This window comes from Pseudomonas sp. PSKL.D1, from assembly GCF_028898945.1.
In the GTDB taxonomy this organism is placed as follows: Bacteria; Pseudomonadota; Gammaproteobacteria; order Pseudomonadales; family Pseudomonadaceae; genus Aquipseudomonas.
Genome location: NZ_CP118607.1, coordinates 4,993,126 through 5,013,739 on the forward strand (window position 1 = coordinate 4,993,126; position 20,614 = coordinate 5,013,739).

Annotated in this window: 21 protein-coding genes and 1 tRNA gene; 13 read left to right on the top strand and 9 right to left on the bottom strand. The window is 61.4% G+C overall.

Annotation, left to right across the window (positions count from 1 at the left end; all coding sequences use genetic code 11):
- Position 1 precedes the first annotated feature (1 nt).
- On the bottom strand, positions 2–559 hold the full coding sequence (locus PVV54_RS22275; RefSeq protein ID WP_274907306.1) for a hypoxanthine-guanine phosphoribosyltransferase: 558 nt from the start codon (positions 557–559) through the stop codon (positions 2–4).
- 160 nt (positions 560–719) lie between these two features.
- Here PVV54_RS22275 and upp point away from each other — a divergent pair, with 160 nt between their 5' ends.
- Entirely contained in the window at positions 720–1,358 is a 639-nt protein-coding gene (upp, locus tag PVV54_RS22280) for a uracil phosphoribosyltransferase (RefSeq protein ID WP_274907307.1), read from the top strand.
- Position 1,359: 1 nt separating this feature from the next.
- The gene (locus tag PVV54_RS22285) at positions 1,360–2,622 is read left to right on the top strand and encodes a uracil-xanthine permease family protein (protein ID WP_274907308.1); all 1,263 of its coding nucleotides are present in this window, start codon (positions 1,360–1,362) and stop codon (positions 2,620–2,622) included.
- A gap of 93 nt (positions 2,623–2,715) precedes the next feature.
- Here PVV54_RS22285 and hemH read toward each other — a convergent pair whose 3' ends face one another.
- Both hemH and PVV54_RS22295 read right to left on the bottom strand, forming a co-directional pair.
- Positions 2,716–3,729, bottom strand: coding sequence for a ferrochelatase (gene hemH / locus PVV54_RS22290; RefSeq protein ID WP_274907309.1), 1,014 nt, complete (start codon positions 3,727–3,729; stop codon positions 2,716–2,718).
- Between the two features lie 13 nt (positions 3,730–3,742).
- Positions 3,743–4,648, bottom strand: a complete 906-nt coding sequence (locus PVV54_RS22295) for a TIGR01777 family oxidoreductase (protein ID WP_274907310.1) — start codon at positions 4,646–4,648, stop codon at positions 3,743–3,745.
- Between the two features lie 186 nt (positions 4,649–4,834).
- On the opposite strand from PVV54_RS22295, the gene PVV54_RS22300 reads away from it, so the two are divergent.
- From PVV54_RS22300 to PVV54_RS22320, 5 genes are all read left to right on the top strand, one after another.
- A complete protein-coding gene (locus tag PVV54_RS22300) occupies positions 4,835–5,821 on the top strand; it encodes an NAD(P)/FAD-dependent oxidoreductase (protein WP_274907311.1) in 987 nt (328 codons plus the stop codon).
- 109 nt (positions 5,822–5,930) lie between these two features.
- Complete coding sequence (locus PVV54_RS22305; protein ID WP_274907312.1) at positions 5,931–6,899, top strand: YbgA family protein; 969 nt, start codon at positions 5,931–5,933, stop codon at positions 6,897–6,899.
- Positions 6,889–7,788, top strand: a complete 900-nt coding sequence (locus PVV54_RS22310) for a MerR family transcriptional regulator (RefSeq protein ID WP_274907313.1) — start codon at positions 6,889–6,891, stop codon at positions 7,786–7,788. Before PVV54_RS22305 ends, PVV54_RS22310 begins: the two co-directional genes overlap by 11 nt.
- A complete protein-coding gene (gene phrB, locus PVV54_RS22315; protein ID WP_274907314.1) occupies positions 7,779–9,200 on the top strand; it encodes a deoxyribodipyrimidine photo-lyase in 1,422 nt (473 codons plus the stop codon). The genes PVV54_RS22310 and phrB overlap by 10 nt, the downstream gene beginning before the upstream one ends.
- A gap of 16 nt (positions 9,201–9,216) precedes the next feature.
- Positions 9,217–9,906 carry an SDR family oxidoreductase gene (locus tag PVV54_RS22320; protein ID WP_274907315.1) on the top strand — a complete coding sequence of 230 codons (690 nt, stop codon included), beginning with the start codon at positions 9,217–9,219 and terminating at the stop codon, positions 9,904–9,906.
- 81 nt (positions 9,907–9,987) lie between these two features.
- Here PVV54_RS22320 and PVV54_RS22325 read toward each other — a convergent pair whose 3' ends face one another.
- The 6 genes from PVV54_RS22325 to hemA form a co-directional block, all read right to left on the bottom strand.
- Positions 9,988–10,506: an acyloxyacyl hydrolase gene (locus PVV54_RS22325; protein ID WP_274907316.1), complete on the bottom strand. Its 519-nt coding sequence runs from the start codon at positions 10,504–10,506 to the stop codon at positions 9,988–9,990.
- Positions 10,507–10,612: 106 nt separating this feature from the next.
- Positions 10,613–11,410, bottom strand: a complete 798-nt coding sequence (murI, locus tag PVV54_RS22330; RefSeq protein WP_274907317.1) for a glutamate racemase — start codon at positions 11,408–11,410, stop codon at positions 10,613–10,615.
- Positions 11,403–12,158, bottom strand: coding sequence for a molybdopterin-synthase adenylyltransferase MoeB (locus PVV54_RS22335; protein WP_274907318.1), 756 nt, complete (start codon positions 12,156–12,158; stop codon positions 11,403–11,405). The genes murI and PVV54_RS22335 overlap by 8 nt, the downstream gene beginning before the upstream one ends.
- The gene (gene prmC, locus PVV54_RS22340; protein ID WP_274907319.1) at positions 12,152–12,982 is read right to left on the bottom strand and encodes a peptide chain release factor N(5)-glutamine methyltransferase; all 831 of its coding nucleotides are present in this window, start codon (positions 12,980–12,982) and stop codon (positions 12,152–12,154) included. Before prmC ends, PVV54_RS22335 begins: the two co-directional genes overlap by 7 nt.
- Positions 12,982–14,064: a peptide chain release factor 1 gene (gene prfA / locus PVV54_RS22345; RefSeq protein WP_274907320.1), complete on the bottom strand. Its 1,083-nt coding sequence runs from the start codon at positions 14,062–14,064 to the stop codon at positions 12,982–12,984. The genes prmC and prfA overlap by 1 nt, the downstream gene beginning before the upstream one ends.
- Complete coding sequence (hemA, locus tag PVV54_RS22350; protein WP_274907321.1) at positions 14,061–15,338, bottom strand: glutamyl-tRNA reductase; 1,278 nt, start codon at positions 15,336–15,338, stop codon at positions 14,061–14,063. The genes prfA and hemA overlap by 4 nt, the downstream gene beginning before the upstream one ends.
- 221 nt (positions 15,339–15,559) lie before the next feature.
- Between hemA and PVV54_RS22355 the strand changes: the two genes are divergently transcribed.
- The 6 genes from PVV54_RS22355 (at position 15,560) to PVV54_RS22380 (ending at position 20,563) form a co-directional block, all read left to right on the top strand.
- The gene (locus PVV54_RS22355) at positions 15,560–17,281 is read left to right on the top strand and encodes a tetratricopeptide repeat protein (protein WP_274907322.1); all 1,722 of its coding nucleotides are present in this window, start codon (positions 15,560–15,562) and stop codon (positions 17,279–17,281) included.
- A 4-nt stretch (positions 17,282–17,285) separates the two neighbouring features.
- Positions 17,286–17,903 carry a lipoprotein insertase outer membrane protein LolB gene (lolB, locus tag PVV54_RS22360; protein WP_274907323.1) on the top strand — a complete coding sequence of 206 codons (618 nt, stop codon included), beginning with the start codon at positions 17,286–17,288 and terminating at the stop codon, positions 17,901–17,903.
- A 4-nt stretch (positions 17,904–17,907) separates the two neighbouring features.
- Positions 17,908–18,753, top strand: coding sequence for a 4-(cytidine 5'-diphospho)-2-C-methyl-D-erythritol kinase (gene ispE, locus PVV54_RS22365; protein WP_274907324.1), 846 nt, complete (start codon positions 17,908–17,910; stop codon positions 18,751–18,753).
- Positions 18,754–18,787: 34 nt separating this feature from the next.
- Positions 18,788–18,862, top strand: a tRNA-Gln gene (locus PVV54_RS22370).
- 47 nt (positions 18,863–18,909) lie between these two features.
- Positions 18,910–19,851: a ribose-phosphate pyrophosphokinase gene (locus PVV54_RS22375; RefSeq protein WP_003247410.1), complete on the top strand. Its 942-nt coding sequence runs from the start codon at positions 18,910–18,912 to the stop codon at positions 19,849–19,851.
- 118 nt (positions 19,852–19,969) lie between these two features.
- Complete coding sequence (locus PVV54_RS22380) at positions 19,970–20,563, top strand: 50S ribosomal protein L25/general stress protein Ctc (protein WP_274907325.1); 594 nt, start codon at positions 19,970–19,972, stop codon at positions 20,561–20,563.
- Positions 20,564–20,614: the final 51 nt, after the last annotated feature.

The following is a 20,614-nucleotide window of genomic DNA, read 5'->3' on the forward strand; positions in this document are numbered from 1 at the left end:
GTTACATTCCTTTGACGGCGAAGATGCCATTGGCATTACGCCAGTAGCCCTTGTAATCCATACCATAGCCGAAGATGTAGCGGTCCACGCATGGCAGGCCCGAATAACTCGCCTTCAAGTCCGGGCTGGCCTTGCGGTCGTGGTCCTTGTCGATCAGCACGGCGGTGTGCACGGCGCGGGCGCCCGCGTGCTTGCAGAACTCGATGATGGCACTCAGGGTGTGGCCTTCGTCGAGAATGTCGTCAACGATCAGCACGTCGCGGTCGATGAACGACACTTCCGGCTTGGCCTTCCAGAACAACTCGCCGCCGCTGGTCTGATTGCGGTACCGGGTGGCGTGAAGGTACGAGGCTTCCAGCGGGAACTGCAGGTGGGTCAGCAATTTGCCGGCGAAGATCAGGCCGCCGTTCATCACGCAGAACACCACCGGGTTCTTGTCGTGCAGGTCCTTGCTGATCTGTTCGCCTACCTTGGCGATGGCCGCTTCCACTTCGGCTTCGTTGTACAGGCAGTCTGCCTCGCGCATGACTTGACGGATGTGCTCGAGATCGGCGGACATGGCGCTCTCCGGGGGTGCAATTTGGAAAAGCGGGCAAAGGTACGCATCCGCTCGTCACAGATCAAGCATTTATGGACTAACGTGCAAAAGGACTGCACGACAGCAAAGGCTGAATAGATTAATCTAGCGCGGTTTTTTTGCCCGCCTTTCGGAGCCCCCTATGCCTACTCGTGAGATCCGCCATCCGCTGATCCGCCACAAGCTCGGCCTGATGCGCCGTGCCGACATCAGCACCAAGAATTTTCGCGAACTCGCCCAGGAAGTCGGCGCACTTCTGACCTACGAAGCCACCCAGGACCTGCCCCTCGAAACCTACGAGATCGACGGTTGGTGTGGCAAGGTGCAGGTTGAAAAAATCGCCGGCAAGAAGATTACCGTGGTGCCGATCCTGCGCGCCGGTATCGGCATGCTCGACGGCGTGCTCAGCCTGATCCCGGGCGCCAAGGTCAGCGCCGTTGGCGTTGCCCGCAACGAGGAAACCCTCGAAGCCCACACCTACCTGGAAAAGCTCGCACCCGACATCAACCAGCGTCTGGCCCTGATCATCGACCCGATGCTGGCCACCGGCGGCTCGATGGTTGCCACCATCGACCTGCTTAAAAAGGCCGGCTGCAAAGAGATCCGCGCCATGGTTCTGGTCGCTGCCCCTGAAGGCATCGACGTGGTGGAAAAAGCCCACCCGGACGTGCAGATCTACACCGCCTCGATCGACCAGTGCCTGAACGAGCACGGCTACATCGTGCCGGGCCTGGGTGATGCCGGTGACAAGATCTTCGGCACCAAGCAGAAGGACGCCTGACATGCAGGACGGCTTCAACGACCCGCTCTGGCGCCAGGTCGTTTCGGGTGCGCAGATGCTCTTCGTGGCATTCGGCGCGCTGGTGCTGATGCCGCTGATCACCGGCCTCGACCCCAACGTAGCACTGTTCACAGCCGGCATCGGCACCTTGCTGTTCCAGCTGGTCACGGGCCGTCAGGTACCCGTGTTCCTGGCGTCGAGCTTTGCCTTCATCACCCCGATCATTCTCGCCAAGGGCCAGTTCGGCCTGGCCGAGACCATGGGCGGCGTGATGGCGGCTGGTTTCGTGTACACCTTCATGGGCCTGATGGTGAAGATCAAGGGCACCGGTTTCATCGACCGCATGCTGCCGCCGGTGGTGATCGGCCCGGTGATCATCTCCATCGGCCTGGCCATGGCACCGATCGCCGCCAACATGGCGATGGGCAAGGCCGGTGACGGCAGCGTGCTGCTGCCGTACAAGACCGCAATGATGATCTCGATGCCAGCGCTGCTGACCACGTTGATCGTTGCCGTGTTCGGCAAAGGCATTTTCCGGCTGGTGCCGATCATTGCCGGCGTATTGGTGGGCTTTGCCCTGTCGTTCGCCTTTGGCGTGGTCGATACCGCCAAGATCGCCGCCGCACCATGGCTGGAGCTGCCGAACTTCACGGCGCCGGCCTTCAACTGGCAGGCCATCCTGTTCATCGTTCCGGTTGCCCTGGCGCCGGCAATCGAGCACATCGGTGGGGTGATTGCGGTCGGCAGCGTGACCGGCCGCGACTACCTGAAAAAGCCCGGCCTGCACCGCACCCTGCTGGGTGACGGCCTGGCCACCACGGCAGCCGGCCTGTTCGGCGGCCCGCCCAACACCACTTACGCCGAAGTGACCGGCGCGGTGATGCTGACCAAGAACTACAACCCGAAAATCATGACCTGGGCGGCGATTTTTGCCATCACCCTGGCGTTCATCGGCAAGTTCGGCGCGCTGTTGCAGAGCATTCCGGTGCCGGTGATGGGTGGCATTCTGTGCCTGTTGTTCGGCTCGATTGCCGCAGTGGGTATGAACACCATGATCCGTCACAAGGTCGACTTGGCCGAAGCGCGTAACCTGGTGATCGTGTCGGTAACCTTGGTATTCGGTATTGGCGGCGTGCTGATCGGCAGCGGTGATGGCCCGGATGACTGGGGCCTGAAAGGGATTGCGCTGTGTGCCATCGTGGCGATTGCGCTGAACCTGATCCTGCCGGGGAATGATGGCTGGAAGCAGAAGCAGCAGCATTAATCTGTGCTGGCCTATCGCGGATGAATCCGCTCCTACAAAGATCGGTGTAGGAGCGGATTTATCCGCGATGAGGCCCGTCAGACAACCGAAACCTCAAGCCCGCTCGCACATCCCCGCCAACACCTTCACCCACTCAGGGTGATCATTCAGGCAAGGCACCAGCACCAGCTCCTCGCCCCCTGCCTCGACAAACTGCTCCTTGCCCCGGTCACCAATCTCTTCCAGCGTCTCGATGCAGTCCGCCACGAATGCCGGGCACATCACCAGCAACTTCTTCACCCCGGCCTTGGCCAGTTCATCCAGCCGCGTCTCGGTGTAAGGCTCGATCCACTTGGCGCGCCCCAACCGCGACTGAAATGACACAGACCACTTGCCATCGGGTATGCCCATCTTCTGCGCAAACGCCTTGGCCGTAGCCAGGCATTGGCCGCGGTAGCACACCGCCCGCATCTCGGCGCTGGCATCCTTGCAGCAATCTGCCGCCTGGAAATCGTGCTTACCGGTAGGGTCGAGCTTTTTCAGGTGGCGTTCGGGCAGGCCATGGAAGCTCAGCAGCAAGTGATCGTAATCCTGCTGCAAGTGCGGCCGGGCACTGGCGACCAGCGCACCGATGTACTCCGGGTGATCGTAAAACGGCTGCAGTACACGCATCTGCAATGGCAACTGACGCTCGGCAATGGTCTGCTCCGCCAGCTTCACCACCGTGGTCACGGTGCTGTCGGCGAACTGTGGATAAAGTGGCGCCAATGTGACCTTGCGCACCCCCTGTGCTGCCAGGCGTGCGAGCACCTCCGGCAGTGCCGGCTGGCCGTAGCGCATGGCGATTTCCACCGGGCCGTGGGGCCAGTGCTCGACCATTGCCGCCTGCAGGCGACGGGTCAGCACCACCAATGGCGAACCTTCATCCCACCAGATAGACGCATAGGCATGGGCCGACTGCTCCGGGCGCTTGATCAGGATCAGCGACACCAACAACCGGCGCACCGGCCATGGCAGGTCGATCACGTACGGGTCCATCAGGAACTGGTTGAGGTAACGGCGAACATCGGCCACCGAGGTGGAGGCCGGGGAACCCAGGTTGACCAGCAGCAGTGCGTGATCGGTCATGCAGCGTCCTATGTCAGAGGCGGCTGGACAGGTTGTCCAGGGCCGATTGCAGATCGTTGAAGCGGAACGTGAAGCCCGCTGCCAGCAAGCGTACCGGGCGGGCTCGTTGCCCACCGAGCAGCAGGGTCGACAGCTCGCCCAGCCCGGCCTTGAGCAACAGCTTCGGCATGGGCATGAATGCCGGGCGATGCAAGGCCCGGCCCAGCCGTTTGGCAAACTCGCGGTTGCGCACCGGCTCCGGCGCGCAGGCATTATAAGGACCGCTGGCATCCTTGTGCTGCAACAGAAAATCTATCAGCGCAACCTGGTCATCTATATGGACCCAAGGCATCCATTGCCGGCCATCGCCCAACGGGCCGCCCAACCCCAGTTTGAATGGCAGGCGCAGGCGGGACAAAAAGCCGCCATCGGCGGCCAGCACCAGGCCTGTACGCACCAGCACCACCCTGATACCCAGCGCCTGCGCCCGCTGGGCGGTTTCCTCCCAGGCGATGCACAACTGACTGGCGAAATCCTCGCGAACTGGCGGCGACGCTTCGGTCAGCTCACGCTCGCCACCGTCGCCGTACCAACCCACGGCAGAACCTGAAATCAACACTTCGGGGCGTTGCTCACGGCGGCCCAGCCACTCCAGCAGTTGCTCGGTCAGCGTGATCCGGCTGGCCCAAAGCAAGTTGCGTCGCGCCCCTGTCCATGGCCGGTCAGCGATCGGCGCACCGGCCAGGTTTACCACCGCATCCACGGCCTCGTCGGCCGCCAGGTCATCCAGCCGGGCTATGCCGCGCACCCCGCTGCCGCACAGCCTGGGCACCTGATCAGGGCGACGGCTCCACACAGTCAGGCGGTGCCCCCGGCCGAGCCAAAATTGGCACAGGTGCTGGCCAATCAAGCCGGTACCGCCTGTCAGCAATATATGCATGGCTGTGTCCTCGCAGAGTTCGGCAATGGTCTATTTTTAAGATCAAGGCACTTTTTTAACCAAACGCTCTCGGATAAACATAGGTCAACCTGACCCCAATGCGGAATAACCTTATACAAACATTGTGCATTGTACAGGTTTGCCTGACAGCGTAGTCTGCGTACAGCAAGGTTTGAAGAGGCCATCATGACAGTACCTATTGCCATCATCGGTGCCGGTATCGCCGGCCTGTCTGCCGCCCAAGCCTTGCAAAAGGCGGGGCAATCCGTTCACCTGTTCGACAAAGGCCACGGCAGTGGCGGGCGCATGGCCAGCAAGCGCAGCGATGCTGGGGCGCTCGACCTGGGTGCGCAGTATTTCACTGCGCGCGACCGGCGCTTCGTGGAGCAGGTGCAACAATGGGTAGCCGCTGGCTGGGCCGAGCAGTGGAAGCCGCAACTGTACAACTACCGTAATGGTGAACTGACTCCCTCTCCTGACGAGCAAATTCGCTGGGTGGGCACGCCGCGCATGAGCGCGATCACCCGCGGCCTGCTCAAGGACGTGACGGTAAACTTCGGCTGCCGTATCGCCGAGGTATTTCGCGGCAAGCAGTACTGGCACCTGCAAGACACCGAAGGCTGCAGCCATGGCCCCTACAACCGCGTAATCATCGCCGTGCCTGCGCCCCAGGCGACGCCGCTGCTGGCCGCCACCCCCAAACTCGCTGCAGTTGCCGCTGGCGTGCAGATGGAACCTACCTGGGCAGTTGCACTCGGTTTCGAGACACCGCTGGATACGCCCATGCAAGGCTGCTTTGTACAGGACAACCCGCTCGACTGGCTGGCCCGCAACCGCAGTAAACCGGGGCGTCACGAAGCGCTCGACACTTGGGTGCTGCACGCTACCGCCAACTGGAGCAAGCACCACATCGACCTGCACAAGGAAGAGGTGATCGAGCAATTATGGGGCGAATTCGCCGAACTCATTGGTTGCGTGGTGCCTGCCCCGAGCTTCTCCCTCGCCCACCGCTGGTTGTATGCACGCCCCGTGGGCAACCACGAGTGGGGCGCGCTGGCCGATGCCGACCAAGGCTTGTACGCCTGTGGTGACTGGTGCCTTTCCGGCCGTGTCGAGGGCGCCTGGCTCAGTGGCCAAGAAGCTGCCCGACGCTTGCTGGAGCACCTTGAATAGCCAAGCATTATTTATAGCTATACAAAAATACTAGCTTGCATAACTTTAGGGCTGTGCTGGAATATACTTGTACGCGCTTTCTTCTATGTACAAGTTTTCGGAGACAGCCATGCCCGATCCTTCTGCCCCGCATAAGCCTCGCATTGCCATCAGCGCCTGCCTGACAGGCCACAGTGTGCGCTACAACGGCGGGCACAAGGCGTCCGACCTGTGCCGTACCCAACTTGAAGCTCATTTCGACTGGATGCCCGTGTGCCCGGAAGTAGCCATCGGCCTGGGTATACCTCGCGATCCGATTCGCCTGGTGGGCGACCCAGCACATCCCGAAGTGGTCGGCACCCGCAACCCGGGCATGGACCTGACCGGCCCACTGCGCCAGTACGGCGAACAAATGGCGCAAGAACTCGACGACATCTGTGGCTACATCTTCATGCAGAAGTCGCCCTCTTGCGGCCTGGAACGGGTCAAGGTCTATCAGGACAATGGCTATCCGGCTGCCCAAGGTGGGTCCGGGGTTTACGCCGCTGCCTTTTGCGCACTGCGCCCTGACCTGCCGGTAGAAGAGGAAGGCCGGCTGCACGACCCGATTCTGCGCGAAAACTTCATCAGCCGCGTCTATGCCTATGCCGACTGGCAAAACCTGCTGGCCGAAGGCCTGAGCCGTGGGGCACTGGTGCGCTTTCACTCGCGCTACAAGTACCTGGTGATGGCCAACAACCCGCAAGCCTATCGCACCCTTGGCCGCCTGCTAGGCAGCATGAACCGTGACGATGACCCACAGGAGATCGGCCCACGCTACTTCAGCCAGTTGATGCAGGCCCTGCGCCGTTGCGCCAGCCGTGGCACCCACAGCAATGTACTGCAGCACCTCAGTGGCTATTTCAAAGGCGCACTCACAGAGCAGGACAAGGCCGAGCTGCAGCACATCATCGAGCAGTACCAGCAAGGCGTGGTGCCGCTGGTGGTGCCACTGACCTTGCTCAAGCACCACCTGCGCCACCACCCCGACCCCTACTTGCAACAGCAGGCCTACCTGCAACCGCACCCCGACAGCCTGGGCCTGCGCAATGCGGTCTGAAGACCTGCTGCCTATCGGCGAACTGGCGCGGCATACCGGTGTAAACCCGGTGACCCTGCGCGCTTGGGAGCGTCGCTATGGCCTGCTCAAACCGCAACGCACCGCCAAAGGTCACCGCTTGTACCCTCGCGATCAAGTCGAGCGCGTCGAAGCGATACTTGCCTGGCTTGAGCGCGGCGCCTCCGTCGGCCAGGTGCGCGAACTGCTCGACAAACCGCCCGCCTCAGCGCCCCTGGGCGACTGGCAGGCCCGCCAGCAACACTTGATCGAAGCCATTGCCAGCCTGTCCCAGCGTGCGCTGGACCAGCAACTCAATCAGGCAATGGCCTTGTACCCGGCCATCACGCTGTGCGAGCAACTGTTGCTGCCTCTGCTGGACAGCCTGGCACAGCGTTGGCGCACCTATTTCAACGCGCGCCTGGAGCAGGTGTTTTTCCACACCTGGCTGCGCAGCAAACTCGGCGCGCGGATTTACCACGACAACCAGTCGTTGCAAGGCCCACCCGTGCTCCTGGCCGAAGACAGCGAACGCACATTCGACCCTACGCTGTGGCTGTGTGCCTGGCTGGTAACCAGCAACGGCATCCCGGTGGAAGTGCTTGAGCAGCCCATGGGCAGCGCAGAACTGCAGCGCGCAGCCAGCGCCCTGCAACCACGCGCCTTGCTGTTGCACCTGGGGCCGCGGATTGATGGCAAAGCGCTGCAACGTACCCTCCAGGGCATAACTGCCATCAAGCTGGTGGGCGGCGCCACGATTTCGCTCCACCAAACCCAGCTGCAAGCACTTGAGCTACCCGACCTGTACCTGTTCGATACCCCACAGGCGGCATTGCGCCTGTTGCAGCGCAATGACCGAAGACCCGTAGAGATGAACGCACCATGCAATTGATCTGGTTGCGCAGCGACCTGCGCATTACCGACAACACCGCCCTGAGCGCGGCTTGCGAGCGCGGCCCGGTGGTGGCCTTGTGGCTGGCCAGCCCAGGCCAATGGCAGGCCCACGACGATGCAGCCTGCAAGGTCGACTTCTGGCTGCGCAACCTGCGCGACCTGCGCCATTCGCTGGAACAGCTCAACATCCCGCTGCTGATCCGCAAGATCGACACCTGGGACCAAGCACCCGCCGCCATGCTGGGTGTTTGTCGTCAACATGCTATCGAAGCCGTGCACTGGAACGATGAGTACGGCATCAACGAAACCAACCGCGACCAGGCTGCGCGGCAGTTGCTGGAAGCATCCGGCATACAGGCCCACAATTACCACGACCAGCTGCTGTTCCGCCCCGGCACCATCCTGACCCGCAGCGGTGACTACTTCCAGGTCTTCAGCCAGTTCAAGAAGGTTTGCCTTGAGCACCTGCACCGCAGCCTGCCAGCGCTGGCGCACCGGGTGAAGGCGCAAGCCCCGCTGGGCATCGCAAACGACCCGATTCCTCAGCATATTGAAGGCTTCGACAAACCACCGCGCGCCTTGAGCGAGTGCTGGCCAGCCGGCGAAGCCGAGGCTCAGGGGCGGCTTGCACGTTTTCTTGATGAAGCCGTCGAAGATTATCACTACCAGCGCGACCTGCCCGCCAAACCCGGCACCAGCCAGCTGTCGGCCTACCTGGCTGCAGGTGTGATCTCACCCCGCCAATGCCTGCACGCTGCCTTGGCCAGCAACCGTGGCGAATTCGACAGTGGCAGCACCGGCATCCAGACGTGGATCAACGAACTGCTGTGGCGTGAGTTCTACAAGCACATCCTGACGGGTTATCCACAGGTGTCACGGCACCGCGCCTTCCGCGCCCAAACTGAGGCACTGCCTTGGCGCGAAGCCCCCGAAGACCTCGAGGCCTGGAAACAGGGGCGCACCGGCTTCCCGATCATCGATGCGGCCATGCGCCAGTTGCTGGACACCGGCTGGATGCACAACCGCCTGCGGATGATCGTTGCCATGTTCCTGACCAAGAACCTGCTGATCGACTGGCGCGAGGGTGAACGCCATTTCATGCGCCACCTGATAGACGGTGACCTGGCGGCCAACAACGGCGGCTGGCAGTGGAGCGCTTCGACCGGTACCGACGCAGTGCCCTACTTCCGCATCTTCAACCCCATTTCCCAGTCACAGCGGTTCGACCCGCAAGGAGGTTTTATCCGCCATTGGCTGCCAGAACTCAGGGACTTGGACGATAAATCGATCCACGCCCCCGTGAAGCCGGGCGAACTTTTTGCTAATAATTTCTATCACAGTCCAATAGTCGATCTAGGAAGCAGTCGTCAGCGTGCACTTGAGGCCTTCAAGGGCCTTGCACGTCGGTAAGATCAGAGGGCATGAATTGAACAACTCGCGTAGTTTCTGGGTTACGGGGGCCAGCAACGGACTAGGCTTGGCCTTGGTAGAACGGTTGCTGGAGCAAGGGCACCGTGTTGCCGCAAGTGGCAAGGAATGCGAGGAACTGGATGCATTGGCCAAACGCTACAGCCGTCAGCTGTTGCTGCTGCCTTGGCAATTGCATGAAGAAGAGCAGGCGCAGGAGGCTGCCCGGCAGATATGCCATGCCTGGGGTTCACTGGACTGCGTGATACTCAACGCAGCTACCAGCGATTATGTGGCAAGTAGCGTGACCGACAGCGAACTGTTCGAAGCGATAGTCACAAGTAACCAACTGGCAGGAGAAAACTGCCTTGGAAGTGCATTGCCGCTGCTGGTAAAAGGCGATTCCGCCCAAGTGATGGCGATTTTTAATCGCTATTCGGCTTTGCAACTGTATTCCCCAACGCAAGTAACTGCGGGGTGGAACAACATGCCGCAATGGCTACGCGAAGAGCGTGATGAACTGATGAAGCTGGGAGTCAGCTTGACAGTGGTAGCGCCACAATCGCCTTCCATGGCTGTACAAGCCATACCTGAGCCATGGACTGCGCAGAGTGCGGCAACAGAGCTGTTGCGTTCGCTACCGCTGCGCGAAGCGGAACTGGTGCTGGAGGTGGTTGACGTCAGCAGCTTGTGGCCGCTGTCTCGCTAAGCCTGGAGCCCGCTTCGTCGTGGGCAGGCCCGCCTCTACAATAAACACTTTGTAGAAACGGGCTTGCCCACGAAAGTGCACTCAAAGCGCCATACGGTAGTGCAGGCTGTAACTCTCTATACCATCGTTGGGCTGTTTGATTCCCGCATTGGAATAGTGAATGGCCCGCACGCCAATCTCATGCCCGCCGGCGAAGCGCAGGCCGAAGCCAATCCGGTCCTCGAACTGGAACGCCGAGCCCAATTCATTATTTTCCACTTCCGTACTGGCAAATGCTGCTACGCCAATCCCGGCCTCGATATAAGGTTTCACGGACTCCCCCGCGAACTCGTACACGAACACCGGCGCGAATGACAGGCTGTGATTACTCGCGGTTTCATCACCGTCCCAATAGGTATAGGCCCCATCCCAATACCCAGTCAGCCTGCCAACACTGGTCTGCCACCAACTGGCGTCCCAGTTCGATTGCATCCCCAGCCGGTACACCATGGTCGACTCACCGGTCTGCCCCACCGAAAACGAAACGTCGGCCGCCTGCGCCGACACTGCTTGCCCCACGGTAAAGACGGCAGCCGCCGCCAAGCCGAGCAGTTTCTTCATGAGAAACATCCTTCTTCCTGATGCTGTTGTCAGTGTTCGCCTTGTGTCAGGCAAATCGGTAGAAATCGGAAGTGGTACGATAGTTCAGCTTTTTTTCACGCTTTTTTTACAACTGAAAGCTTTGCACACTGTCCGGCTTATGCCAGAGCGTAGGTAGGATATTTCTGAGAATTTGCGGATCGGCGCTGGTCCAGAAGCCTGCCTCTCGGGCCGGCCCGTCAGCCAACAGATCGCGTGCAGCCAGCAAACGCTGCAACTGACGTGCAACTGCAGCGCCGGTATCGATGATTGCCACATCCACCGGCACCATTTCGGCCAGCAGTGGGCGCAGGAAGGGATAGTGGGTGCAGCCGAGGATGAGGGTGTCGCATCCGGCGGCGAGCAACGGTTGCACGTAACCAAGCAGTAACTGGCGTAATTGCGGGCTGCCCAGGTCACCGGTCTCGATCAGTTCGACCAACCCCGGGCAAGGCTGAGTAATGACTCGCACATCGTTGGCAAAGCGGTCGAGCAGGGCTGCGAACTTGGCACTCTGCAGAGTGCCGGTAGTCGCCAGCACACCTACCACGCCAGAACGGGTCGCCGCCGCCGCGGGCTTGACCGCAGGCTCCATACCTACCAGTGGCCAGTCCGGGTAAAGCTCGCGCAGGTCGGCCACGGCCGCCACCGTTGCGGTATTGCACGCCAGCACCATGGCTTTGGCGCCTTGAGCCTGAAAAAACTCGGCAATGCGTCGGCAACGTTGACGGATGTAATCCGGGGACTTTTCGCCGTAGGGCACATGGCCGCAGTCGCCCACGTACAGCAGCGATTCGTTGGGCAGCAGGCGCTGGATTTCAGCGAGCACCGACAAGCCCCCGACGCCCGAGTCCATCACGCCAACCGGCGCCGAACGCTCAGCCATGGCGCGTGCCGCACACGGTGCAGGCCGGGTCGCGCTTGACCCGCAACTCGCGCAGGCGTGTGCCAAGTGCATCAATCAGTAGCAGCCGGCCTACCAATGGCTCGCCAAAACCGGCCAACAGCTTCATGGCCTCCAGTGCTTGCAGGCTGCCGACCAGCCCCACCAGCGGCCCGATCACGCCTGCTTCGCTGCAGGTCAGTTCTGCCTCGCTGCCGTGGCCATACAGGCAGTGGTAACAAGGACTGGTGTCCCGGCGTGGGTCGAACACAGACAACTGCCCTTCCAGGCGAATCGCGGCACCGCTGACCAAGGGTTTGCCAGCCTCAAAGCAAGCGGCATTGACGGCTTCACGGGTACCGAAGTTGTCGGAACAGTCGAGCACCAGGTCCACCGCCGCCACGGCAGCAGCCAGTGAGTCTTCGTCCAGTGCCTGGCGATGGGTGACCAGGTTGATTTCGGGGTTGATCGCCTGCAACCGCTGCACTGCCGAGTCGACCTTGCTCATGCCAACGCTGCCGCTGTCATGAATGACCTGGCGCTGCAGGTTGGTAAGGTCGACGGTGTCGAAGTCGGCCAGGTGCAGCTCACCCACGCCAGCCGCGGCCAAATATAGCGCCACTGGCGAACCGAGGCCGCCGAGCCCGACGATCAACGCCTTGCTCTGCTTCAGGCGTAGCTGGCCGTCAATGTCTACTTGAGCCAGCAGGATCTGCCGGCTGTAACGCAACAGTTCCTGATCGGTCAGCATGGCAAGCGCCCCAGGGAAATACGTTCATGGCCGCCGAGGTCTACCCGGCTGGCAACTTCGACAAAGCCTTGCTGCTGCAGCAACTCGCGTACTGCCGGCGCCTGATCATAACCATGCTCGAGCAGCAGCCAGCCGCCGGGCAGCAGGTGCTCCGGTGCCTTGCTGACGATTACCCGCAAGTCGTCCAGGCCATCGGCACCCGCTACCAGCGCACTGCTGGGTTCGAAACGCACGTCGCCTGCGACAAGATGCGGGTCTTCGGCGGCAATGTAAGGGGGGTTGCTGAGGATCAGGTTGAAGCGCTGGCCCGCCAGGCTGTCGAACCAGTGGCTGGCCAGCACCTGGACATTGCCGAGCCCCAGGCGTTGACGGTTGCGCTCAGCCAAGGCCACCGCCTCTTCTACGCGGTCCACGGCCGTTACCTGCCAGGCCGGGCATTCGCTGGCCAGGGCCAGGGCAATAGCGCCGGTGCCGGTACCCAAGTCGAGGACCTTGGCCGGCGCGGCGGGCTGCAACTCCAGCGCGGTCTCTACCAACAGCTCGGTGTCGGGCCTTGGAATCAAAGTATGTGGCGCCACTTCAAGGTCGATTTTCCAAAAACCCTGCTGCCCCAGAATGTAGGCCACAGGCTCGCCAGCCCGCCTGCGCTGCAGGTAACCGGCATAGGTGTCGGCAGCCTCGCTGCTGACAATGCGCTCGGGCCAGGTGTGCAGGTAACTGCGCGACTTGCCGATGGCTGCAGCCAGCAACAGTTCGGCGTCCAGGCGCTCGGTAGGCGAGTCTGGCAGCTGCGCGTTGCGCAGCAGGCTGGCAATGATGGTCATCAGTCCCCCAGGGCCGCCAGCTGGTCGGCCTGGTATTCGGCCAGCAAGGGTTCAATCACCGAGTCGACACCCCCGGCGAGGATGTCATCCAGCGAATAAAGGGTCAGGTTGATACGATGGTCAGTCACCCGCCCCTGTGGATAATTGTAGGTGCGGATGCGTTCGGAACGGTCGCCCGAGCCCACCAGCAACTTACGCTCACTGGCGATGGCATTTTGCGCGGCACTGGTTTGCATGTCGTTAAGCTTGGCCGACAGCCAGGACATGGCGCGAGCGCGGTTCTTGTGCTGCGAACGCTCTTCCTGGCACTCCACCACGATACCGGTGGGCAAGTGGGTGATGCGGATGGCCGAATCGGTCTTGTTCACGTGCTGACCACCGGCGCCGGAGGCACGGTAAGTGTCCACGCGCAGGTCCGCCGGGTTGATCTCGATCGCCACTTGCTCATCGGGCTCGGGCAACACGGCCACGGTGCACGCGGAGGTGTGGATACGGCCTTGGGATTCTGTCTCCGGCACCCGCTGCACCCGGTGCGCACCGGACTCAAACTTCAGCTTGCCGTAGACGCTGTCGCCTTCGACCCGGGCGATGATCTCTTTGTAACCGCCGTGCTCACCCTCGTTCTCGGAGAGGATTTCCAGGCGCCAACCGCGCTTCTCGGCATAGCGCGAATACATGCGGAACAGGTCACCCGAGAAGATCGCCGCCTCGTCCCCACCGGTGCCGGCACGGATTTCGAGAAACACGTTGCGCCCGTCGTTGGGGTCCTTGGGCAGCAGCATGCGCTGCAACTGCGACTCAAGGCCGACCAATTGCTCCTTGGCTTCGCGCACTTCCTCCACCGCCATCTCGCGCATATCCGGGTCGGCGTCCTTGAGCAGCGCTTGTGCGCCTTCAAGGTCGTCCTGCACCTTGCGCCACTCTTTATAAGCGGCGATTACCGGTTCCACTTCGGCGTATTCACGGGAGTAGGCACGGAAACGGGCTTGGTCGGAAATGACTTCGGCATCACCAAGCAGCGCGGTGAGTTCCTCGAAGCGGTCATGGAGCGTGTCCAGTTTGTTCAGCAGCGACGCTTTCATTGCGGGGATTTGTCCGTCGAGCCCTCGTTGAGGGCAAAGAGTTCCTGGGCCATGGCCAGCGCATCAAGGCGGCCTTCGGCCGAGAGCCTTTTCAATTGCACGCTGGGTGCGTGCAGGAGTTTGTTGGTGAGGCCACGGGCCAGTTGGGCCAGTACTTCTTCGGGGTTGCCGCCGTTGGCCAGCAGGCGCTGGGCCTTTTGCAGCTCTTCGTCGCGCAGGCGTTCACTTTGTTGGCGATAGGCGCGCAGCACATCCACGGCAGCCAGCTCACGCAGGCGCACCATGAAATCTTCGGCACCGACCGAAACCAGCTCCTCAGCAGCCTGGGCCGCGCCCTGGCGGCTTTTGAGGTTTTCCGCGACGACTTCATGCAGGTCGTCGACGGTATAAAGATACACATCGTCAAGTTCGCCCACCTCCGGCTCGATATCCCGAGGCACAGCGATGTCGACCATGAAAATAGGCTTGTGCTTGCGCTGCTTGAGGGCACTTTCCACCGCACCTTTGCCCAAAATCGGCAGCTGGCTGGCGGTGGAACTGATGACGATGTCGCTGTTGGCCAACTCCTGCGGTATATCCGCCAGCAGTACGGCATGGGCGCCAAACTGCTCTGCCAGGATGCTGGCGCGCTCCAGGGTGCGGTTGGCCACCACGATACGGCGCACACCCTGTTCATGCAGGTGCCGGGCGACCAGGGTGATGGTTTCCCCCGCACCAATCAGCAACGCCTGGCTGCGCCCAAGGTCGCTGAAGATCTGCCGTGCCAGGCTGACGGCGGCGAACGCCACCGACACCGGGTTTTCGCCGATGGCAGTGTCGGTACGCACTTGCTTGGCTGCACTGAACGTGGCCTGGAACAGGCGCCCGAGCAGCGGCCCTACAGTGCCGGCCTCACGGGCCACGGCGTAGGCCGACTTCATCTGGCCGAGAATCTGCGGTTCTCCAAGCACCAGCGAGTCCAGGCCCGAAGCCACCCGCATCATATGCCTGACTGCGTCGTGCTCTTCGTGGATGTACGCACTGGCACGCAGCTCGTCCAGGCTCAGACGGTGATAATCGGCCAGCCACTGCAACACCGCGTCGGCCGACAGGTGGTCCTGCTCTATATAGAGCTCGCTACGGTTGCAGGTGGACAGGATCGCCGCCTCGCGGCTGGCGGTCAGCCGGCAAAGCTGCTGCAGGGCGTCTACCAGCTGCTCTGGGGTAAACGCCACGCGCTCGCGTACGTCTACCGAGGCAGTCTTATGGTTGATACCAAGTGCAAGAAAGGCCATGCAAGGTCGCTGGTTGTGACAGGAAGCCGATAATTGTCCTCTTTCGCAGGTTTTTGGACAACCACCGTTCGCTATTGTCGTGATAGCAGGGGTGCATGGCTCTCGGGAACCCTATCCCCCCCTTCAAAGGTCGCAATGACCCAGACACGACGCAGGTGGGTTTGCCCCCGCGCTTGTGTCATCATGCTCCGACCGCCGGTAAGTCATTCCAAGTCGCATTTATGAACAGACCCTACGCATTGCTGCTTGCCCTCGCCCTGCTTCAGGGCTGCCAGAGCCTGGCCCCGCAAAAAGCCGAGCCTCCCGTTACCGAGGCTGGCAAAGGCGCGGCCGAAAAGCCCGTGGTGTACGGGTCGTTCAAGCAAGACACGCTTTATAGCCTGCTGGTGGCCGAACTGGCCGGCCAGCGCAACCGCTTTGACATCGCGCTGGCCAATTACGCCGACCAGGCTGAAAAGACCCAGGACCCGGGTGTATCCGAGCGCGCCTACCGCATTGCCGAGTACCTCGGCGCCGACGAGCCGGCTCTGGATAGCGCCCTGATCTGGGCAAAAAACGACCCGCAGAACCTGGATGCCCAACGCGCAGCAGCCATCCAGCTGGCACGGGCCGGCCGCTATGACGACTCCATGACCTATATGGAGAAGGTGCTGCAAGGCCAGGGCGACACCCATTTCGACTTCCTCGCCCTGTCGGCCGCCGAAACCGACCAAAGCACCCGCGACGGCCTGATGCACAGCTTCGACCGCTTGCTGGTCAAGTACCCGGACAACAGCCAGCTGGTGTTCGGCAAAGCCCTGCTGCTGAACCAGGACGGCAAGGCCGAAGAAGCACTCGACCTGCTTGAAGCGCACCCGGCACAAAACGGCGAAATCGCCCCCATCCTGCTGCGCGCCCGCCTGCTCCAGGCGCTGGACCGTGGCCCGGAAGCCCTGCCGCTGCTACGCGGCGCGATCCGCGACAACCCGGACGACAAACGCCTGCGCCTGACCTACGCCCGCACGCTGGTCGAGCAAAACCGTATCGCCGATGCCAAGGGCGAGTTCCTCAGCCTGGTGCAGCAATACCCTGAAGATGACGAACTGCGTTACTCCCTGGCCCTGGTGTGCCTGGAGAACAAAGACTGGGATGAAGCCGAAAACTACCTGCGCGAGCTCATTGAACGGGACAGCAACGTCGACGCCGCGCGCCTTAACCTGGGCCGCATCGCTGAAGAGCGCCACGACCCGGCCGGCGCTCTGCGTGAGTATGCCCTGGTCGGCCCAGGCCCGGACTACTTGCCGGCGCAACTGCGCCAAGCCGACATTCTCATCGCCAATGGCCGCGGTACTGAAGCCTCGCGCCTGCTGGGTGATGCTCGCGAGGCACAGCCGGAAATCGCCGTGCAGCTTTACCTGATCGAATCGGAAAGCTACAGCAACAACAACAAGGACGCCCAGGCCGACCAGGTGTTGCAACAGGCTCTGAAACGCTACCCGGACGACCTTAACCTGCTTTACACCCGCGCCATGCTCGCCGAAAAACGCGATGACCTGCCGCAAATGGAAAAAGACCTGCGCGCCATCATTGCCCGCGAGCCGGAAAACGCCATGGCCCTGAACGCCCTGGGTTACACATTGGCCGACCGCACCACCCGCTACACCGAAGCCAAGGCCCTGATCGACAAGGCCCACCAACTCACCCCGGACGATCCGGCAATACTCGACAGCCTCGGTTGGGTCGCCTACCGCATGGGCAATCTCGATGAAGCCGAACGCTACCTGCGCCAGGCGCTGGCACAGTTCCCCGATCATGAGGTGGCCGCCCACCTGGGCGAAGTACTGTGGGCCAAGGGCGAGCGCCGCGAGGCTCGCCAAGTCTGGGCCAAAGCATTCGAGGCCCAGCCCGACAGCCCAATCCTGCGCAAGACCGTTTTGCGCCTGACCGGATCAGAGACCCTTTAACGCCATGTTCCTGCGCCATTGCATCACCTTCACCCTGATCGCCCTGCTGGCCGGCTGTGCCGGCTTTGGCAGCCGCGAAGCCCTGCAAGGCCACGGCGACCCACAGCAGTGGCGTGCCCATAAAGAGCAGTTGAGCAGCCTCGATGGCTGGCAGATCAACGGCAAGGTCGGCATCCGCGCCCCGCGCGAGTCCGGCAGCGGCACATTGTTCTGGCTGCAGCGCCAGGATTACTACGACATCCGCCTGGCCGGCCCGCTGGGCCGTGGTGCCGCACGCCTGACCGGTCGCCCAGGTGGCGTGGTGCTGGAGGTTGCCAACCAGGGCCGCTACGAAGCCCCAAGCCCTGAGGCCCTGCTGGAAGAACAACTGGGCTGGCAATTGCCGGTTTCCCACCTGGTCTGGTGGGTGCGTGGCCTGCCCGCGCCGGACACCAAGAGCAAGCTGACCCTGGACGGCGACAGCCGCCTGGCCAGCCTCGATCAGGATGGCTGGCAGGTCGAGTACCTGAGCTACACCGAACAGAACGGCTACTGGTTACCCGAGCGCCTGAAGCTGCACGGCAAAGATCTTGACGTGACCTTGGTGGTCAAGGACTGGCAACCTCGCCAGTTGGGGCACTGATTACATGCAAAAGCTCACCTTGCCCGCTCCGGCCAAATTGAACCTGTGGCTGCACATCATCGGCCGCCGCGCTGACGGTTATCACGAGCTGGAGACAGTCTTCCAGTTTCTGGACCATGGCGATGAGTTGGCCTTTGCCTTGCGCGAAGACGGCGTCATCCGCCTGCATACCGAAATCGAAGCGGTCCCCCATGACAGCAACTTGATCGTGCGCGCCGCCCGCAAATTGCAGGAACAGTCCGGCACTGCGCTGGGTGCCGACATCTGGTTGACCAAAGTGCTGCCAATGGGCGGCGGGATCGGTGGCGGCAGCTCGGATGCGGCCACTACCCTGCTGGCACTGGCGCATCTGTGGCAACTTGACTGGGACGAAGATCGCCTGGCTGCCCTTGGCCTGACGCTGGGGGCCGATGTCCCGGTGTTCGTGCGCGGCCATGCCGCCTTTGCCCAGGGTGTCGGGGAGCAATTGACCCCGGTCGACCCGGCCGAGCCGTGGTATGTCGTGCTGGTGCCGCAAGTGTCTGTCAGCACTGTAGAAATTTTTTCGCATCCACAGTTGACACGTGATTCCCTCCCCCTTAAGATGCGCCCCGTTCCCGAGGGAAACAGTCGAAATGACTGCCAACCGGTGGTAGAGCAGAGTTACCCTGAAGTCAGCAACGCGCTGAAATCATTGGGCCAATTCACTGAAGCTCGACTGACCGGAACCGGAAGTTGTGTGTTTGGGGCCTTCCCAAGCAAAGCCGAAGCTGATAAAGTTCTGGCCCTTCTTTCAGGTACCCAGACAGGATTTGTAGCGAAGGGAAGCAATGTTTCGATGTTGCATCGCGCACTACAAGGTCTTATCTAGGGTTCGAGTGCCAAGCACTCTCTGCAACAGATACAGGGGCGTCGCCAAGCGGTAAGGCAGCAGGTTTTGATCCTGCCATGCGTTGGTTCGAATCCAGCCGCCCCTGCCATTTTCCTATACTCATCCAGGTATACCCTCAGCCTCCAGGTACTGCGCGTGTCCAAGATGATGGTCTTTACGGGGAACGCTAACCCCGATCTGGCTCGGCGTGTCGTACGTCAGCTGCATATCCCTCTCGGTGACGTCTCTGTCGGTAAATTTTCCGACGGCGAGATCAGCACTGAGATCAATGAAAACGTCCGCGGTAAAGACGTCTTCATTATTCAGCCGACTTGCGCGCCAACCAACGATAACCTGATGGAACTGGTAGTGATGGCCGATGCCTTCCGCCGCTCCTCAGCATCCCGAATCACCGCCGTGATTCCTTACTTCGGATACGCCCGCCAGGACCGCCGTCCGCGTTCGGCACGTGTAGCCATCAGCGCCAAAGTGGTTGCTGACATGCTCACTGTCGTGGGTATCGACCGTGTTCTCACCGTCGACCTGCACGCTGACCAGATCCAGGGCTTCTTCGATATTCCGGTCGACAACATCTACGGCTCGCCCGTACTGGTCGACGATATCGAAGACCAGCGTTTCGAGAACCTGATGATCGTCTCCCCGGACATCGGTGGTGTCGTGCGTGCACGTGCCGTCGCCAAGTCCCTGGGTGTTGATCTGGGTATCATCGACAAACGCCGCGAAAAGGCCAATCACTCCGAAGTGATGCACATCATCGGCGACGTCGAAGGGCGCACTTGCATCCTGGTAGACGACATGGTCGACACCGCCGGCACCCTGTGCCACGCGGCCAAAGCCCTGAAAGAACACGGCGCTGCCAAGGTTTACGCCTACTGCACGCACCCTGTTTTGTCGGGCCGCGCGATCGAGAACATCGAGAAGTCGGTACTGGACGAGCTGGTGGTGACCAACACCGTTCCGCTGTCCGCCGCTGCTCAAGCCTGTGACCGTATCCGCCAGCTGGATATCGCACCGGTTGTTGCTGAAGCGGTACGCCGCATCAGCAATGAAGAATCGATCAGCGCGATGTTCCGCTAAGCGGAACTCGTGTTGATGTGAAGCGCCCCGCCCCAGCATTTGTTGGGGCGGGGCTTTTTTGCCATCCCCGTTGGCGCTGGTCGCAAACGCCCTCGGGGGGCTATTTTGGAGATACAAAATGACTGATTTCATTCTGAACGCCCAAGCGCGTACTGACCTGGGGAAAGGTGCGAGCCGCCGCCTGCGTCACTCCGCCAACATCCCTGCCGTTGTATACGGTGGCGATAAAGAAGCCCAATCCCTGACCATCGTGGCCAAGGAAATCGCCAAGCTGTTCGAAAACGAAGCTGCCTTCAGCCACGTTATCGAACTGAACGTCGACGGCGCCAAGCAAAACGTCGTGGTCAAGGCCATGCAGCGCCACCCGGCCAAAGGCTTCATCATGCACGCCGACTTCGTTCGCGTCGTTGCTGGCCAGAAGCTGACCGCAGTAGTTCCAGTGCACTTCATCAACGAAGAAGCACCGGTCAAGAAAGGCGGCGAAATCTCGCACGTTGAATCGCAGATCGAAGTTTCCTGCGAAGCCAAAGACCTGCCTGAGTTCATCGAAGTCGACCTGGCCAACGCTGAAATCGGCACCATCATCCACCTGTCGGACCTGAAAGCTCCGAAAGGCGTAGAGTTCGTAGCTCTGGCCCACGGTGATGACAAAGCTGTTGCCAACGTTCACGCCCCGCGCGTTGCTCCAGAAGCAGAAGGCGCTGCCGAGTAATCCACTCGCACGCCGGTGTTGATCGGGTTACAGTGCCCCGCGCCCTGTAAC

What these genes read in the sequence shown, in the direction of transcription:
- PVV54_RS22285 (WP_274907308.1), top strand. Translation starts at nt 1,360, where the DNA reads ATGCAGGACGGCTTCAACGACCCGCTCTGGCGCCAGGTCGTTTCGGGT.
- prfA (WP_274907320.1), bottom strand. Translation starts at nt 14,064, where the DNA reads ATGAAAGCGTCGCTGCTGAACAAACTGGACACGCTCCATGACCGCTTC.
- lolB (WP_274907323.1), top strand. Translation starts at nt 17,286, where the DNA reads ATGTTCCTGCGCCATTGCATCACCTTCACCCTGATCGCCCTGCTGGCC.
- PVV54_RS22300 (WP_274907311.1), top strand. Translation starts at nt 4,835, where the DNA reads ATGACAGTACCTATTGCCATCATCGGTGCCGGTATCGCCGGCCTGTCT.
- PVV54_RS22380 (WP_274907325.1), top strand. Translation starts at nt 19,970, where the DNA reads ATGACTGATTTCATTCTGAACGCCCAAGCGCGTACTGACCTGGGGAAA.
- hemA (WP_274907321.1), bottom strand. Translation starts at nt 15,338, where the DNA reads ATGGCCTTTCTTGCACTTGGTATCAACCATAAGACTGCCTCGGTAGAC.
- PVV54_RS22325 (WP_274907316.1), bottom strand. Translation starts at nt 10,506, where the DNA reads ATGAAGAAACTGCTCGGCTTGGCGGCGGCTGCCGTCTTTACCGTGGGG.
- upp (WP_274907307.1), top strand. Translation starts at nt 720, where the DNA reads ATGCCTACTCGTGAGATCCGCCATCCGCTGATCCGCCACAAGCTCGGC.
- ispE (WP_274907324.1), top strand. Translation starts at nt 17,908, where the DNA reads ATGCAAAAGCTCACCTTGCCCGCTCCGGCCAAATTGAACCTGTGGCTG.
- PVV54_RS22295 (WP_274907310.1), bottom strand. Translation starts at nt 4,648, where the DNA reads ATGCATATATTGCTGACAGGCGGTACCGGCTTGATTGGCCAGCACCTG.
- PVV54_RS22335 (WP_274907318.1), bottom strand. Translation starts at nt 12,158, where the DNA reads ATGCTGACCGATCAGGAACTGTTGCGTTACAGCCGGCAGATCCTGCTG.
- hemH (WP_274907309.1), bottom strand. Translation starts at nt 3,729, where the DNA reads ATGACCGATCACGCACTGCTGCTGGTCAACCTGGGTTCCCCGGCCTCC.
- prmC (WP_274907319.1), bottom strand. Translation starts at nt 12,982, where the DNA reads ATGACCATCATTGCCAGCCTGCTGCGCAACGCGCAGCTGCCAGACTCG.
- PVV54_RS22355 (WP_274907322.1), top strand. Translation starts at nt 15,560, where the DNA reads ATGAACAGACCCTACGCATTGCTGCTTGCCCTCGCCCTGCTTCAGGGC.
- PVV54_RS22305 (WP_274907312.1), top strand. Translation starts at nt 5,931, where the DNA reads ATGCCCGATCCTTCTGCCCCGCATAAGCCTCGCATTGCCATCAGCGCC.
- phrB (WP_274907314.1), top strand. Translation starts at nt 7,779, where the DNA reads ATGCAATTGATCTGGTTGCGCAGCGACCTGCGCATTACCGACAACACC.
- PVV54_RS22310 (WP_274907313.1), top strand. Translation starts at nt 6,889, where the DNA reads ATGCGGTCTGAAGACCTGCTGCCTATCGGCGAACTGGCGCGGCATACC.
- PVV54_RS22275 (WP_274907306.1), bottom strand. Translation starts at nt 559, where the DNA reads ATGTCCGCCGATCTCGAGCACATCCGTCAAGTCATGCGCGAGGCAGAC.
- murI (WP_274907317.1), bottom strand. Translation starts at nt 11,410, where the DNA reads ATGGCTGAGCGTTCGGCGCCGGTTGGCGTGATGGACTCGGGCGTCGGG.